Here is a 14,425-nt window from a genome sequence, read left to right on the forward strand (position 1 = left end):
TCAGCTATCAGCTATCAGCTATCAGCTATCAGCTATCAGCTATCAGCTATCAGCTATCAGCTATCAGCTATCAGCTATCAGCTATCAAAAGCTTAAAAAAATCGAGAAATGAATGTAAAGCTACTTCAGTTTATTAACACAAATAACTGAACCTTCATCTTGATCAGCTAAAAACTGACGGCTGAAAGCTGAAAGCGCTAAAACAAAAAACCGCTGTAGAGACCAAGCAACTACAGCGGTTTTTACGAAATCAAAGCCGTTTAGAATTAATGCTCTTCATTAACGATATTGAGATTGTACTTAGGTATTTCAACCACTAAGTCTTCATCTCTAATAACTGCTTGGCATCCTAAGCGTGATTCTGGCTCTAAGCCCCATGCTTTATCTAACATGTCGTCTTCTAGCTCGTCGCTTTCATCTAGTGAGTCAAAGCCTTCGCGAATTACTAAGTGGCACGTGGTACATGCACACGATTTTTCACATGCATGGGGAATACTAATGCCATTTTTAAGGGCCACATCAAGGACTGTTTCGCCCTGTGGCGCTTCTAGTGCTGCACCGTCAGGACATAATTCCGGATGGGGAAGAAAAATAATTTGTGGCATTCTAACCTCTTTAAACGTTGTCTACTGACTGCCCTGTAAGGGCTTTTTTAATTGATGCATCCATTCTGCGCGAGGCAAAATCGCTGCTAGCGTTATCTACTTTTTCAATTGCGGCTTTAATATCACTTGGTTGTGTCGCTGTTTCGCGCACCTTAGCAAGCTCGCTTATTTCAGCTCTTAAATTAGCAAGCTGAATATCATCAAGCAAATCACCATCCGTCGCAAGTGATGCTTCTAGCGCTTCTATAACACGAAGAGCTTCAACTTGCTGCTCTTTAAGCATGCGTGCTTGCATATCGTCTTTAGCATTGCTCATTGACTCTTTTAGCATGTTAGCCACTTGGTCATCAGATAAGCCAAACGAAGGTTTAACTTGTATTTCAGCTTGCACACCTGTTGATTTTTCCATTGCTGATACACTCAGCAAGCCATCGGCATCCACTTTAAAGGTAACACGAATATGTGCAGCACCTGCAGCCATAGCCGGTATGCCTTTTAAACTAAATTTAGCGAGCGAGCGGCAATCGTCAACCAGTTCGCGTTCACCTTGAAGTACGTGTAAAGACATAGCTGTTTGGCCATCTTTAAACGTAGTAAATTCTTGTGCTCGAGCCACAGGAATAGTGGTATTACGCGGAATTATTTTTTCAACTAACCCACCCATCGTTTCAAGTCCAAGCGACAGTGGCAATACATCAAGTAATAGCATGTCAGAATCAGGCTTGTTGCCCACTAATACATCAGCTTGTAATGCGGCACCTAATGCCACAACGCGATCAGGGTCGATAGATGTAAGCGGTTCTTTTTCAAAAAAGCTTTCCACTTGGCTGCGAACCAGTGGCATACGTGTTGAGCCACCTACCATTACAACCTGCAGCACTTCTTCGTTTTCAATGCCAGCATCTTTTACCGCACGGCGACACGAGCGAAGCGTTTTTTTAACAAGCGGCATAGCCAACTCGTCAAAAGTCTCGCGTGTAACTTCTACGGTGTGTTTTTGCTCGTCAAATTCAAGTACTACATTCACTTTTGCGTACTGGCTCAGTGCTTCTTTACAGGCTTTTGCTTTATTTATAAATAAGCGCAGCACAGAAGGCGATAATGTAGAAATACCGGTTTGCTGCTTAAAGTAGTCCACCAATAACGCATCGAAATCATCACCGCCTAAGCTTGAGTCACCGCCGGTAGCCATTACTTCAAACACACCTTGGTGCAAACGAAGTATTGAAATATCAAAGGTGCCTCCACCTAAATCATAAACAGCGATAATGCCTTCTTGGCCTGAATCTAAACCATAGGCAACTGCCGCAGCGGTTGGCTCGTTTAATAAGCGCAATACGTTAATGCCCGCAAGCTCGGCTGCATCTTTAGTGCTTTGACGTTGTGCATCATCAAAGTAAGCCGGTACGGTTATGACAGCACCTAAAATGTCTTGGTTACCAAAACTTTGCTCTGCACGTGCTTTTAATGCTGATAAAATATGGCTAGAAGCTGTTACAGGGCTTATTTTTCCAGCTTCTGTTTGAATAGCTAGTGAACCGTTGTCTTCACAAAATTGATAAGGTAGCTGGCCATAACTTTGTTCAATTTCAGCTTGGGTTTTACCTAAAAAACGTTTAACTGAAATTAGGGTGTTTGCTGGGTCTTGTGTTGCTGCTTGTGCAGCTTCAGTACCGACTGTTATACCACCGGCTTGATAGCGTACAACCGATGGCAGCATGGCAGCACCAAGCTCATCTGTTAATGTACGGGCTTCGCCACTTTGTACCGTTGCTACCAATGAATTTGTGGTGCCTAGGTCAATTCCTATAGCTAATTTATGTTCATGTGGTGCCGCGCTCTGCCCCGGCTCAGCAATTTGCAATAATGCCATAATGCTCTTTTAACTCGTGTTGCTCGCTTTACAGCAAGTAATTAATCGTCAAATAAACTGTCTTCAATGCGCTCAAGCTCGTCTTTCAGTTTATATACAAACTTTAATTTGCGAATATTATCAGCAGCTTGTTGATATTGCGCCTCATCGTTACTTGCAAGTTGCTCGGCAAGTTCATTACTGTACTGGGCTTTTAATTGTTTTATTTGTGATTCAAAATTAGCAATTGCGGTATCAGGGTCACTCGCCGATGCAAGCTCTTCAAGCTCTTCACGCAGCTCCATTTGCTGCATTAAAAACATTGGATCTTGCAGTGTTTGCTGCTCTGCACGAATATCAACACCTAACTCACTTAGCATATATTCGGCCCGTTTAACTGGGTGCTTAAGTGTTTGTAGGGCATCGTTAATTTCAGCCGTGCTTTGTACAGCCATCAACTTATCGCGACTACTCGCATTAGCCTGACGATCAGGGTGCACTGCGCGTTGCAGCTCAAGGTAGTGCTTATTTATTGTGGCCATGTCGATATTATAATCAACAGGTATCGCAAATAACTCAAAATAACGCATAACTTCAACCAATATAATTCACAAATAATAAAGCCCTACAATTACTGGCAGGGCTTATAAATACTACAAAGGTAGTTGAGCTTAAACGGTAAAACTTTCGCCACAACCACACTCATCGGCTTGGTTAGGGTTATTAAATTTAAACCCTTCATTTAAACCTTCTTTGGTGTAGTCAAGCTCTGTGCCATCGATATAAACCAAGCTTTTAGCATCCACAATTAATGTAACGCCTTTAGCTTTAAAGGTTTCATCGTCTTCGTTTAGCTCATCAACAAACTCAAGTACATAAGCAAGACCTGAACAGCCCGTCGTTTTAATGCCAACGCGCAGGCCTAAACCCTTACCGCGGTTTGCTAAAAATGATTGTACGCGGTTTGCTGCCGCATCTGTCAATGTCACTGCCATGAGTATCTCTTACTTCGCTTGTTTGCTTTTGTAATCAGCAATTGCTGCTTGAATTGCATCTTCAGCTAAAATTGAACAGTGAATTTTCACTGGTGGTAATTCAAGCTCTGCACTGATATCAGTGTTTTTAATGGTTGCTGCTTCGTCTAGTGTTTTACCTTTCACCCACTCTGTTACCAGTGACGATGAAGCAATTGCACTACCACAACCGTATGTTTTAAATTTAGCATCTTCAATAACGCCTTCAGACGATACTTTAATTTGCAATTTCATTACGTCACCACATGCTGGTGCGCCAACCATACCCGTTGCCACTGACGGATCGTTTTTGTCAAGAACGCCCACGTTACGTGGGTTTTCTACGTGGTCGATTACTTTATCACTATAAGCCATAATTCTATCCTCATTACCTGCTACGGTAGATGCTCACACGTATTAGTGGTGAGCCCATTCAACTGAATCTAAATCAATACCTTCTTGATGCATTTCCCACAAAGGAGACATCTCGCGTAGGCGACCGATAGAGTTTTTAATTAATTCAACGGTGTAATCAATTTCTTCTTCGGTAGTGAAACGACCAATACTGAAGCGAATTGAACTGTGTGCTAGTTCGTCGTTGCGACCAAGTGCGCGCAATACATATGAAGGCTCTAAACTTGCTGATGTACACGCAGAACCAGACGATACCGCTATATCTTTTACTGCCATAAGTAGCGACTCACCTTCAACAAAGTTAAAGCTGATATTCACAATACCTGGAACAGATTGGTCTTGTGCGCCGTTAAAGTATACTTCGTCCATATCAGCCATAATGCCATCAATTAGGCGCTTACGTAATGCGCTGATATGTGCGTGATCTTTTTCAAAATCTTGCTTAGCAATTCTAAATGCTGCACCCATACCTACTAGCTGATGCGTTGCAAGTGTACCTGAACGCATACCACGTTCGTGACCGCCACCGTGCATTTGCGCTTCTAAGCGAGCACGTGGTTTACGACGCACATAAAGTGCACCAATACCTTTAGGACCGTATACTTTGTGAGCAGAGAACGACATAAAGTCAACTTTAAGTTGCTGCACATCGATTAATACTTTACCTGCGCTTTGTGCTGCGTCTACGTGGAACATTATCTTACGTTCACGACACATTTCACCAATGGTGTTAATGTCTTGAATTACACCTAGCTCGTTATTTACGTGCATGATGCTTACAAGTACAGTGTCTTCACGCATTGTTTCTTCAAGCTTTTTAAGATCTAGTAGGCCGTTCTCTTCAACGTCCATGTAGGTTACTTCAAAGCCTTGACGCTCGAGCTCACGACACGTGTCGATTACTGCTTTGTGCTCAGTTTTAGCGGTAATAACGTGCTTACCTTTCTTTTTGTAAAACTGCGCTGCACCTTTAATTGCAAGGTTATTTGATTCTGTAGCGCCCGAGGTGAAAACAATTTCACGTGGGTCGGCATTAATTAAATCGGCAATGTCAGTACGCGCTTGGTCAACTACTTCTTCAGCTTGCCAACCAAAACGGTGCGAACGTGACGCAGGATTACCAAAATTACCGTCCATTGTCAGGCATTGCATCATTTCTTTTGCAACACGCTCATCAACAGGCGTGGTCGCTGCGTAATCTAAATAAATCGGTAACTTCATTTCTCTCTCCGCTGCAGGTCAACTTTATAGTTGACAGCTTACTTGAATGTTTTCCAACTGCTTAATTGCATTATTGATGCTGTTATCTTGGCGAGATGCAATTTCTTTTACATCTGACTTTTCCACCAATTCAGCTAAGGTAATATTATTTAAAAACTCTTCGATGCGTGCGCTTAAATCAGACCATAAGCTGTGAGTTAAACACCGCATACCACTTTGACACCCGGTATCGGCACCTTGGCAGCGTGTTGCATCTACCGATTCGTCTACAGCGCTAATAACGTCGCCAACAGAGATAACCGTGGCTTCTCGACCTAGCAAATACCCCCCGCCAGGACCACGAACCGAGCTCACTAGGCCATTCTTACGTAAACGGGCAAATAATTGCTCAAGGTAAGACAAAGAAATTTCTTGTCTTTGTGAAATATCAGCAAGGGCTACAGGGCCTACACTCGCATGTAGTGCAACATCCAGCATAGCTGTTACGGCATATCTGCCTTTTGATGTTAACTTCATAACGCCCCCCGCACAAAAGAGTGCAAATTTTAATTACCAGAGTAAAATAGTCAAGTATTATCACTTGATAAAAATTTGATTAAGAACCTTGTTCTATTAACAAATTTTTAATACTTGACCTTTTTGGTCAAGTATTAGGTGTATTGTAATTACCTGAGTGTTTTAGTCAAGTATTAGCTCATTATTTACCCGCAGGTTTTTATAACCAAATGCTATACCTTACTTAGGAATAGATTTATTAATTGAGGTAAGAATACCGCGCAGTATGTTTAGCTCAGCCTCTTCTGGGCGAGCTCGGTTAAACAAACGACGTAGCTTAGTCATCACTAAACCTGGGTGCTGCTTAATAATAAAACCAGTGTTATCAAGCGTCTGTTCTAAATGCTCGTAAAATAACTCTGTTTGTTTTGAACTAGGATAAGCAGTCTCATCGTCTGCTTGCTCTGCCTTTGGCTGCTGATTTAAAAACGCCATACGCGTTTCGTAACTTAGTGTTTGCACGGCCATAGCTAAATTAAGCGAGCTATATTCAGGATTTGCAGGAATGCATACATGGTAGTTACACAGTTGTAGCTCTTCGTTGGTCAATCCGCTATTTTCACGACCAAATACAAGTGCTACTGGGCCATTCGCCGCCTCAGCAACTAGCTTTTCACCGCACTCACGCGGCTCGACCATAGGCCAAGACAACGTGCGCGAGCGTGCGCTTGTGCCAATTGTTAATGCACAATCGGCAATGGCATCAGCCACGGTATCAACAATAACCGCATTGCCTAATACATCGGTAGCACCGGCTGCAAGCGCGCTTGCATGGCTATCTACTTCACAAGCAGGGTCTACTAAATAAAGCTTTGATAAGCCCATGGTTTTCATGGCGCGGGCCGCCGAACCAATGTTGCCAGAGTGTGAGGTGTTAACTAAAACGATGCGAATATCATCTAAGATCATTGCTGTGCTACTTTTCTATGCCAAAAAATTGTGCGAATTCTAACATAAAACAGCAATAAGATCCTAGATCCTTAAAGCCCGATCAACACGCTAAATGCCGTTAAACCATGGCCGCTTTTACATACACATCAAAACGGTTCTTTTTTGTTTTAATTTGCATGCTGGGTGTTTTGTCATTTAAAAATGGGGCGTAATCGGGGCGCTTTACAACAACACGCTTACTAGCAAGTGGATAGGCAAAATCAAGTAGATCATCTGCGTCGGTGTCTGCGCCAACAAGCTCTTGAAATACGCGCATTTCTTTTTTAACTAGCGCTGATTTTTCACGGTGTGGAAACATAGGATCTAAATACACTACATCGGGCATGCTCTCGCATTGCTCTAACAATGTATGGCTTGAGCCAAACACTAAGCTCATATTTTGCTGCATCCAAGGGCCAATTTCAGCGTCGTCGTAGGCACGTTTTAAGCCATCAAACAATAAAGCAGCTACCACAGGGTGACGCTCGTGCAGTATTACTTTGCAACCAAGAGAGGCCAGCACAAAGCCATCTCGTCCAAGGCCTGCGGTGGCATCAAGTACAACAGGCGTTGCGCCTTTATTTAGGCCCACCGCTTTAGCTATAGATTGCCCTTTTCCGCCACCAAATTTTCGCCTGTGCGCCACAGCCCCCGTTACAAAGTCTACGTTTATAGCGCCGAGCTTAGGTTCATCAGTTTTTAGTAGGTTTAGGCCTGTTTCGTCAAAATATAGGCTAAAACCGCTACAACTTTGCGCCCATTGGGTTAAGTTAAAGCGCGTTTCTAGCTCATTTAAATACGGGCGACACTCTTTAAAAGCACACTGAATAACCACTACACTCTCCGACGAAAAATTTCGGCTGCAGTATAACAAGCGTTAACGCACTAAAATAGCTCTATATCGCTTTGATGCGCAAGACTATGTGAGCTGGCCTCTTCTACTTTACTACGCAGGTTACACAATAATTCGTTGCGGCTCTCGGTCACTTGTTTAAGCTGGTATTTTATAAACGCTAGATCACTATTTGCGGTTACTAACAGCTGCATCGTTTCGTCTAATTGAGACATGTATAAGGTTAAATCTGCAGGGTTTGCCTGTGCTTGTGTTTGTTTAATAGCGCAGTTTAGTTCATGCAGCTGCTCTATAAACTGCCTGGTGTAGTCATTTTGTACAACATTTTGGCTGGTAAGTTGCTTTACGATATCTTGCAAAGCAGTGCTAATTTGAGTGGCTTGCTCAAAGCTATTTTCGTTTCTTTCCATAGCAACGACCTTTTCGTTTGTCACCTCGAGTATGTGCGGGAATAAGTCTTTATAGCGGCCGTATAAAGCACGATTATCAGCCGGCATATTTTTAATTAATAAAGATATTTTGGGGTAGTTAATAATGGTGCTACTACCAATATCAACAAATCGATTAGCATTGCGATGCTGCTCTAAAAGCTCTTGCTCGAGTGGGCATACACCACTTTCTAAACTATAAAAATAGCTTCCCCCTTGATACCAAAATACAATGACCACATCTAAATTAAACGGGGTAAAAAAAGCAAGTAAGTGCTCGCTTAATGACTGAAAGTTATGACAGTGATAGCTTTGCCCTACAAACCTTACTATACGGCCCATGTCTCCCGATTCAGCTAAGGCCATTGCCGCTGTGTTTTGTGCTTTAGCGACATCATGTTTAAGTTTTACGCATTGCTGTCGGTACTCATAAAGCACTTTAATACGCGCCATAAGTTCTTCTGTATTAAAGGGTTTGATGATGTAGTCAGACGCGCCTACACTGTAGCCTTTTACTCTATCGTTAAGCTCCACCTTAGAGGACAAAAACATAATAGGTATATCGTGTGTTGACTCATCTGCTTTTAATGCTTGGCAAATTTCATAGCCTGATTTACCGGGCATTTCTATATCGAGTAAAACGATGTCGGGCGTGTGCTTTTTGGCTAGCTTAAATCCTTGTTCACCATCTTTAGCGTGAATAAGCTTACAAAAGCCTGCTAAAGCCTCTTCAATAATTCGATGAACATACAAATCGTCATCAATTGTCAGTACCAACTTGGCCATGCCCTAGTCCATTTTGCTATGTATATACAAAGCATAGTACGGGTGCTTAAAATTACTAAAAACAATTGTCCAATATATTAAAAAATATAAAAAAAGCGCCATATAGGCGCTTTATAAGGTTAACTAATTGTTTATGCAGCTATACCACTGTGACGCAGTAACGCATCAACGTTTGGCTCGCGCCCGCGGAACTTTTTAAATAACGCCATAGGCTCTTCACTGCCGCCTTTTTCTAAAATATTTTCTAAGAAGGCTTTGCCTGTCTCGGCATTAAAAATACCGTCTTCTTCAAATTTAGAAAATGCATCTGCAGAGAGTACTTCAGCCCACTTGTACGAGTAATAACCAGCACTGTAGCCGCCTGCAAAAATATGACTAAAGCCATGTTGAAAACGGTTGAATTCAGGCGGATTAACAACCGATGTACGGCTGCGAACGTCGTTTAAAATCGCTTGAATTTGGCACGCCTGATTTGCTTGGTAGTCGTGGTGAATTTTAAAATCGAACAATGAAAACTCAATTTGACGCAGCATTTGCATACCCGAATTATAGTTTTTAGCAGCCAGTAGTTTATCAAGTAATTCTTTTGGTAATGGCTCACCGGTTTCAAAGTGGCCTGAAATAAAGCTCAGTGCTTGTTCGTCGTAACACCAGTTTTCTAAAAATTGGCTTGGTAGCTCAACGGCATCCCATGCAACGCCGTTGATACCCGCAACAGGCGCGGCATCAACTTGGGTAAGCATGTGATGAATACCGTGGCCAAATTCGTGGAATAATGTGGTTACTTCATCATGTGTAAATAGCGCCGGTTTATCACCGACTGCTTTGTTAAAGTTACACACTAAATACGCCACTGGCGTTTGTAGCTCACCACTGGCTCGCACTTTGCGGCCCATGCAGTCGTCCATCCAAGCGCCGCCGCGTTTGCGTTCGCGTGCATATAAATCAAGGTAAAAACGACCGCGCAATGTATTGCTGCTATCAAAAATTTCAAAAAAGCGCACATCGCTATGGTAAGTGTCAAAATCGCTGACTTCTTTTACCTGAATACCAAAAAGGCGATTAACGGTTTCAAATAAACCACTCAGCACTTTGTCCGCAGGGAAGTAAGGGCGTAATACTTCATCTGAAATGGCGTATTTTTCTTGCTTAAGCTTTTCGCTGTAGTAACCAAAATCCCATGCTTCTAGTTCAGCTATACCATGCCTTTTCTCAGCATAGGCTTTTAACTCTGCTACTTCTTGCTCTGCTTGAGGTTTAGACTTAGCTGCTAAATCTTCTAAAAAAGAGAAAACTTGCGCAGGCGATTCTGCCATTTTAGTTGCTAATGATTTTTCAGCATAGTTATTAAACCCTAACAGCTGCGCTAGTTCATGGCGCAGCGCAAGCTCTTCTTTCATAATGTCTGAGTTATCAAACTCACCTGCATTAGGGCCTTGATCCGAAGCGCGCGTACAAAACGCCGTGTAGGTTTCTTTTCGTAGTTCACGATCATCTGCATAGGTCATTACCGGTAAGTAAGACGGAAAATCAAGCGTAAATACCCAGCCATCTAAACCTTTGCTTTTAGCTGTTTCGCTGGCAAGCGCCAAGGCCGACTCTGGCAAGCCTGCCAATTGGCTTTCATCGGTAATATGCTTATGCCATGCAAGCGTAGCATCCATTACATTATTACCAAATTTAGAGGCCAGTTCAGATAAACGCGTGCTAATTTCGCCGTAACGCTTTTTGTCATCTGCTGATAGGGCAATGCCTGAGAGTTTAAAATCACGTAGGGCGTTGGTAATGGTTTTTTGCTGTGCAGTGCTCAGTGTTTTAAATTCATCGCTGTTATAAAGTGTGTTATACGCATCGTACAGACCTTGATGCTGCCCTACAAACGTTGAGTACTCAGATATAAGTGGTAAACATTGCTCGTAGGCTTCACGTAATTCATCGTTATTCATGACTGAATTTAGGTGCGATACCGGTGAGAACATACGCGAGAGTTTATCGTCCGCTTCTTCAAGGGGTAATACTAAATCGTTCCATGTAAACGAGCCTTTCGCTAGCACCTCATCTATAGCTTTACGACATTGCTCTATACCGTGCTTTAGTGCCGGTACTACGTACGCTGGCTTTATTTTTGAAAACGGGGGTAAGCCTTCTAGGCCAATGAGTGGATTTGTTTGTGCTTCGCTCATGAATTTTCTCAATTTAAATGACTATGAATTTGAAGTTGGGGCAAAACGATGAAATACAAGCCTCCATTAATGGGTCTAATATAGCTTAGAATGAAACTGATCCGCATAATAAACAATTTCGTTTGTTGTATTTATCAGCTTTTTAGCGCGCCGCGCTGGGTGACTTGCACTTAGCATATGCTATCATCGGCACATTATAGTTAAATATTTTTTTGAGGATAAAACATGGCTCAGCATTTTGATTACATTGCGATTGGTGGTGGTAGTGGTGGTATTGCCTCTGCTAACCGTGCGGCAATGCGTGGCGCTAAAGTAGCACTTATCGAAGCAAAACATATGGGCGGCACCTGTGTTAATGTAGGTTGTGTGCCTAAAAAAGTAATGTGGCATGGCGCACAAGTTGCTGAAGCAATTAATTTATATGCACCTGATTACGGTTTTAACGTAGAAGTAAAAGACTTTAACTGGGGCAAACTCGTTGAAAGCCGCGAAGCCTACATTGGTCGCATTCATAAAGGGTACGACAACGGTTTAGCTAACAATGGCGTAACCGTAATTAACGGGTTTGCTAAATTTGTTGATAGCAAAACCGTAGAAGTAAACGGCGAGCATTACACGGCTGATCATATTTTGATTGCAGTAGGTGGCCGTCCTCACACACCTAATATACCCGGTGCAGAATACGGCATAGACTCAAATGGCTTTTTTGAATTAACAGAGCAACCTAAACGAGTTGCAGTTATTGGCGCAGGCTACATTGCTGTAGAGCTTGCCGGTGTATTGCATGGTCTGGGCACTGAAACCCATTTATTTGTACGTAAACATGCGCCACTTCGTAATTTTGATACGCTACTGGTTGATACCCTTGTAGAGATCATGAAAAAAGAAGGCCCGACACTACATACTGAGTGCTCGCCTAAAGAAGTGGTTAAAGAAAGTGATGGTAGCTTAACCATACATTTTGAAAATGGTTACAGCCAAAACGTTGACCAAGTAATTTGGGCTATTGGCCGTGAGCCAAGCACTGATGTTATTAACATTGCAGCAGCAGGGGTTGAGCTAAATAGCTCTGGTTATGTAAAAGTAGATGAATATCAAAACACCAATGTACCTGGTATTTATGCTGTAGGCGATATTATTGAACACGGTATTGAACTTACACCTGTCGCTGTTAAAGCCGGCCGTACCCTATCAGAGCGCTTATTTAATAAAGATCTCCCTGATGATTTAAAAATGGATTACAGCCTTGTACCTACCGTGGTATTTAGCCATCCACCTATTGGCACTATTGGTGAAACCGAGCAAGAAGCCATTGCTCGCCACGGCGAAGAAAACGTGAAAGTGTACAAGTCGGGCTTTGCCGCTATGTACACAGCTGTTACGCAACATCGCCAACCGTGTGCAATGAAGCTGGTATGTGTAGGCCCTGAAGAAAAAGTTGTTGGCTTACACGGCATTGGCTTTGCTGTTGATGAGATGATTCAAGGCTTTGCAGTAGCAATGAAAATGGGCGCAACTAAAGCTGATTTTGATGCCGTGGTTGCGCTGCATCCGACAGGCTCTGAAGAGTTTGTAACAATGCGCTAGGCATATCCGGCCTATAACATTAAATGCCCTTACTCTGTTTGCGTAAGGGCTTTTTTATACTTGCATGCTTATACGTATATTGATCAATTAATCAACTCATAGCGTTACAAATAACACATCATAAATACACAAAACAAACATCCAACCCATTAATTTAACAGTAAAAAATTTAGACAGATAAATAACGTAAAAGTTTCGAGAATGCTTTGGCTTTTGTCCATTTTTGCAATTAAACTGCCGCGCATTGTTCTCAAATTAGGTTTTTATATGTTCTTATTGCGATCGTTTATTTACTTACTATGCTTAGCAGGTGTGGCTTTTTTAATTCAACTTGAAGGCTTTGATTTACAGCAAAACGCACTTTACAGTGAAGAAACCCTAACCGAACACATGCAAGATATTTTAACCTTGTTGAGTTGCCTGCTTTTCTTCTACGCCTCACGCATTCACTCTGAGCTTAAAATAGCCGCTTTGTTACTGGCTGCATTATCAGCTGCTATGTTTGTCAGAGAATTTGATACTTACCTAGATATGTATGTGTTTGATGGCGCGTGGCAAACTATCGTGTACACGCTGTTAGGGGGCGTAATATTCTATTTAAAAACCCAGCGAGGCTTTATCTACCGCTCCTTAAAAGCTTATGCGCAAACACCGAGCTATGGTATTTGCCTATCTGGCTTAGTGACCTTACTCGCATTTTCGAGAATGATGGGTAAGGGCGAGTTTTGGCACTCAGTGATGGGAGAACACTACGTTCGGGTGGTTAAAAACATTATTGAGGAAGGCATAGAAACCCTAGGATATACACTTATTTTTATCGCTGCTATTGAGCTTGTATTGTTTTGCCTAAAACACGCTAAACACGCGCAGGTCTCTATTACACAGCAAACAGCCTAGCTGCTAAGTATTAGCAACTAAGTTAAATATTTAGTCATTTAGGCGTGCTAAATAAAGCGCTAACGGCATTATAAGTATCTTAAGTAGAGTAACTACATATTAAAATTTATGCCTGTTATCACGCTATTTGCCTGCTGCTATAAATGACTCATAACCTAACACAATTGGTATACGTTATTTTATGTAGGTTAAATTTGCTAATTGGATTGATTACTCAATATACTTAGCGTGCATATCCCTTCTCCTATTTGGACGTTATGATTAAAGACATACTCATGCACCCTTTTTTAGTGTCGCTATTCGTGCTTGCCATTGCCTTCGTACTTAAAGTACTGGTTGATAAACTGGCAAGAAACCGCGCTGAAAAAAAAGAAAAAGATATTCGTTACATCACTCATAATATTAAGCACTTTATTAATTTTGTTATGGTGTTGTCGCTGCTATTTGTATGGTCGACCGAAATACAAAATTTTGCGCTGTCTATTGCTGCGTTTGCGGTGGCTATAGTGCTTGCAACTCGCGAGTTTATACAGTGCGTTATCGGCTTTTTTTACCTTGTTACGACGCGCCCATTTAGAGTGGGTGACTGGATACAAGTAGGTGATTACTTTGGCGAAGTGGCCGAGACTGATTGGATAAAAACCACCTTACATGAAATTGATATTCACACTTATCAATTTTCACGTAAAACTATATACATCCCCAACAACAAGCTTATTACCAGCTCTATAATAAATTTAAACTTTGTAAAACGTTTTGCCACCCATCACTTTGCAATAGTAAGAAGAGAAAGTTTTAACCCTTACCCTATTCACGCACCACTCACCGAAAAAGCGAAGCAATACTGTGAAGAGTTTGAAGAAGTAGCAAGCCGTTACAACTCAATGATAGAGCGTAAGTTAGATGCTAAAATTTCAGGACCTGAACCTGTAATACATTTTAGCACTACAGAGCTTGGGGAGTTTAAAGCAAACTTTACGCTATTTTGCCCAACTAATAAGGCCCTTGAGATTGAGCATAAGTTAACTGAGAGCTTTATGGATTTGTGGTACGAAGAAGCGAAGAAAAATAAAGAAGATCAAAGCGAGACGTAAACCTCGC

14 protein-coding genes are annotated in these 14,425 nt (G+C 42.0%); 3 read left to right on the top strand and 11 right to left on the bottom strand.

Features of this window, described 5'->3' with window-relative positions:
* Positions 1–266: 266 nt before the first annotated feature.
* The 11 genes from fdx to prlC all read right to left on the bottom strand — a co-directional run bounded on the left by fdx (position 267) and on the right by prlC (position 10,840).
* Positions 267–605, bottom strand: coding sequence for an ISC system 2Fe-2S type ferredoxin (gene fdx / locus AN393_RS07635; RefSeq protein WP_055017755.1), 339 nt, complete (start codon positions 603–605; stop codon positions 267–269).
* Positions 606–615: 10 nt separating this feature from the next.
* Positions 616–2,478: a Fe-S protein assembly chaperone HscA gene (hscA, locus tag AN393_RS07640; protein WP_055017756.1), complete on the bottom strand. Its 1,863-nt coding sequence runs from the start codon at positions 2,476–2,478 to the stop codon at positions 616–618.
* Positions 2,479–2,519: 41 nt separating this feature from the next.
* On the bottom strand, positions 2,520–3,047 hold the full coding sequence (gene hscB, locus AN393_RS07645) for a co-chaperone HscB (protein WP_055016626.1): 528 nt from the start codon (positions 3,045–3,047) through the stop codon (positions 2,520–2,522).
* A gap of 81 nt (positions 3,048–3,128) precedes the next feature.
* The gene (gene iscA, locus AN393_RS07650) at positions 3,129–3,452 is read right to left on the bottom strand and encodes an iron-sulfur cluster assembly protein IscA (RefSeq protein WP_004585773.1); all 324 of its coding nucleotides are present in this window, start codon (positions 3,450–3,452) and stop codon (positions 3,129–3,131) included.
* A 9-nt stretch (positions 3,453–3,461) separates the two neighbouring features.
* Positions 3,462–3,845, bottom strand: a complete 384-nt coding sequence (gene iscU / locus AN393_RS07655) for a Fe-S cluster assembly scaffold IscU (protein ID WP_055016627.1) — start codon at positions 3,843–3,845, stop codon at positions 3,462–3,464.
* Between the two features lie 42 nt (positions 3,846–3,887).
* The gene (locus tag AN393_RS07660; protein WP_055016628.1) at positions 3,888–5,105 is read right to left on the bottom strand and encodes an IscS subfamily cysteine desulfurase; all 1,218 of its coding nucleotides are present in this window, start codon (positions 5,103–5,105) and stop codon (positions 3,888–3,890) included.
* A gap of 24 nt (positions 5,106–5,129) precedes the next feature.
* On the bottom strand, positions 5,130–5,621 hold the full coding sequence (gene iscR / locus AN393_RS07665) for a Fe-S cluster assembly transcriptional regulator IscR (RefSeq protein ID WP_055016629.1): 492 nt from the start codon (positions 5,619–5,621) through the stop codon (positions 5,130–5,132).
* A 219-nt stretch (positions 5,622–5,840) separates the two neighbouring features.
* Positions 5,841–6,569 carry a tRNA (cytosine(32)/uridine(32)-2'-O)-methyltransferase TrmJ gene (gene trmJ, locus AN393_RS07670; RefSeq protein ID WP_055016630.1) on the bottom strand — a complete coding sequence of 243 codons (729 nt, stop codon included), beginning with the start codon at positions 6,567–6,569 and terminating at the stop codon, positions 5,841–5,843.
* A 100-nt stretch (positions 6,570–6,669) separates the two neighbouring features.
* Positions 6,670–7,425, bottom strand: coding sequence for a class I SAM-dependent methyltransferase (locus tag AN393_RS07675; RefSeq protein WP_055014635.1), 756 nt, complete (start codon positions 7,423–7,425; stop codon positions 6,670–6,672).
* Between the two features lie 50 nt (positions 7,426–7,475).
* Positions 7,476–8,657: a PleD family two-component system response regulator gene (locus AN393_RS07680; protein ID WP_055014634.1), complete on the bottom strand. Its 1,182-nt coding sequence runs from the start codon at positions 8,655–8,657 to the stop codon at positions 7,476–7,478.
* Between the two features lie 131 nt (positions 8,658–8,788).
* Positions 8,789–10,840, bottom strand: a complete 2,052-nt coding sequence (prlC, locus tag AN393_RS07685) for an oligopeptidase A (RefSeq protein WP_055017757.1) — start codon at positions 10,838–10,840, stop codon at positions 8,789–8,791.
* A 225-nt stretch (positions 10,841–11,065) separates the two neighbouring features.
* Here prlC and gorA point away from each other — a divergent pair, with 225 nt between their 5' ends.
* The 3 genes from gorA (at position 11,066) to AN393_RS07700 (ending at position 14,418) form a co-directional block, all read left to right on the top strand.
* Positions 11,066–12,427, top strand: a complete 1,362-nt coding sequence (gene gorA, locus AN393_RS07690; RefSeq protein WP_055017758.1) for a glutathione-disulfide reductase — start codon at positions 11,066–11,068, stop codon at positions 12,425–12,427.
* 267 nt (positions 12,428–12,694) lie between these two features.
* On the top strand, positions 12,695–13,324 hold the full coding sequence (locus AN393_RS07695; RefSeq protein WP_055017799.1) for a hypothetical protein: 630 nt from the start codon (positions 12,695–12,697) through the stop codon (positions 13,322–13,324).
* A gap of 257 nt (positions 13,325–13,581) precedes the next feature.
* Positions 13,582–14,418, top strand: coding sequence for a mechanosensitive ion channel family protein (locus tag AN393_RS07700; protein ID WP_055017759.1), 837 nt, complete (start codon positions 13,582–13,584; stop codon positions 14,416–14,418).
* Positions 14,419–14,425 lie beyond the last annotated feature (7 nt).

This window comes from Pseudoalteromonas sp. P1-25 (genome assembly GCF_001401805.1).
In the GTDB taxonomy this organism is placed as follows: Bacteria; Pseudomonadota; Gammaproteobacteria; order Enterobacterales; family Alteromonadaceae; genus Pseudoalteromonas.